Origin of the sequence: uncultured Campylobacter sp., from assembly GCF_938031315.1 — a bacterium.
Classification (GTDB): Bacteria; Campylobacterota; Campylobacteria; order Campylobacterales; family Campylobacteraceae; genus Campylobacter_B.
The window spans coordinates 1-1,465 of the sequence record NZ_CALHHT010000410.1; the positions used below are offsets into that span (position 1 = coordinate 1).

The following is a 1,465-nucleotide window of genomic DNA, read 5'->3' on the forward strand; positions in this document are numbered from 1 at the left end:
ACGTCTGCCTCAGCGAAATTTATAAAACCGAGCTTGATCCGCGCATCGGCTTTTTGCACGAGCCAAACTACCGCGCGCTGAGCCTGCACCTCGATCTTGCCGAGATTTTTAAGCCGATTTTGGGCGATACGCTAATTTTTAGCATGCTAAATAAAAAGGAGATCACCGCAAAGGACTTCCAAACGGACGCCGGCAGGATAAAATTTAGCAACGACGCCGTGCAAAAGATCGAGCTAAAGATGATCGCTAGATTTGGCGAGACGGTTTCGCTTGGCGGGCAAAGTATCACGCGGCGGCAGGTGATCCGCCGCGAGGCAAATCAGATCAAAAAATACATTTGCGAAGGCGCGCCCTACGAGGGGCTTGTGTGGAGATGAAACACAGCCTGCATAAAGCAAACTATCAAGTAGCGATTAAATCCGCATAGGGCTTGTATGTAGGTGAAACACTGCGCGAAATTTAAAATTTAGAAGTCAAAGATCAAATTTTTGCTATTTTTGCACCTGCTCGGGCAGAGTCTCTTGTCTAAAATTTTAAATTTAGGCGGGTTTGCGCCATAGATACTTTACGCGGGCGATGGATTAAAATTTAGAGCTCGCGTTAAAATTCCACCTCTCGCTATGTCGATAAAGCTCTTTTTAAGTTTTTATAAAAGGCGAACTTTGCGTGTTTTAGCGCTTTGAGCGCTTTATTATTTAACGGATTTTAAGCTATAAAAATATAAACTTCCGACCGAACATGGCCCTAAAAATGAAAATTTAAGTGCTGTGTAAATTTACTCCGTTGGAGTTTGAAACTGAAAACAATACTCCTATTTTTCCTACTGTTAGGCAGCCTAGTGTAAATTTACTCCGTTGGAGTTTGAAACTAATATTTGTGTTTGCTACCCCAGTTCTTACCGTTGCAAGTGTAAATTTACTCCGATAGAGTTTGAAACCAACGATTAATTTGATAAGCGCGAACGGCCGTGAGCGTAAATTTACTCCTCCGGAGCTCGAAATAATCTAGCAGCCTAAATTCTATACGAGCAACTATAAAATTTCCTTCACGGCAGTCTCAGACACAATAGAAAGCGGTAGGTCTATAAAAAATATGAACGCTCGCCTCGATAGATTAAGCAAGATATCTCCTAAAAACTCCCAAGAGGCGCGAGGCTAAATTAAATTTTCATCCGCGCCGCTCTACTTGCAACCATCCGAGCCGTTTTGTTGTTTTATATGGCAAAATTTCACCATCGTCATCTGCGCGGTAAAATCCAAGTGCGATGGTTTGCCCGAATGGGCGTTGTATTCGCGATATAAATTTTGCCCAAGATCAAAACTTTAAATATACTTTAACGAACAAAAAGGTAAAATACTTTTCAAATTTTAACGATCAAGGGTTTTTATGCTAAAAGACATCTTCCTTTTCGGCGGTTTAATTTCTTACGACCACACCTTTATCTACCTTTTTTACTTCTTTTTGG

The 1,465-nt window shown here is 41.4% G+C and carries 1 protein-coding gene; it reads left to right on the forward strand.

The window, feature by feature from the left end; all coding sequences use genetic code 11:
- On the forward strand, positions 1 to 377 hold a 377-nt coding region (gene cas1 / locus Q0236_RS10215), incomplete at its 5' end, for a CRISPR-associated endonuclease Cas1 (RefSeq protein WP_297917439.1).
- Positions 378 to 1,465: the final 1,088 nt, after the last annotated feature.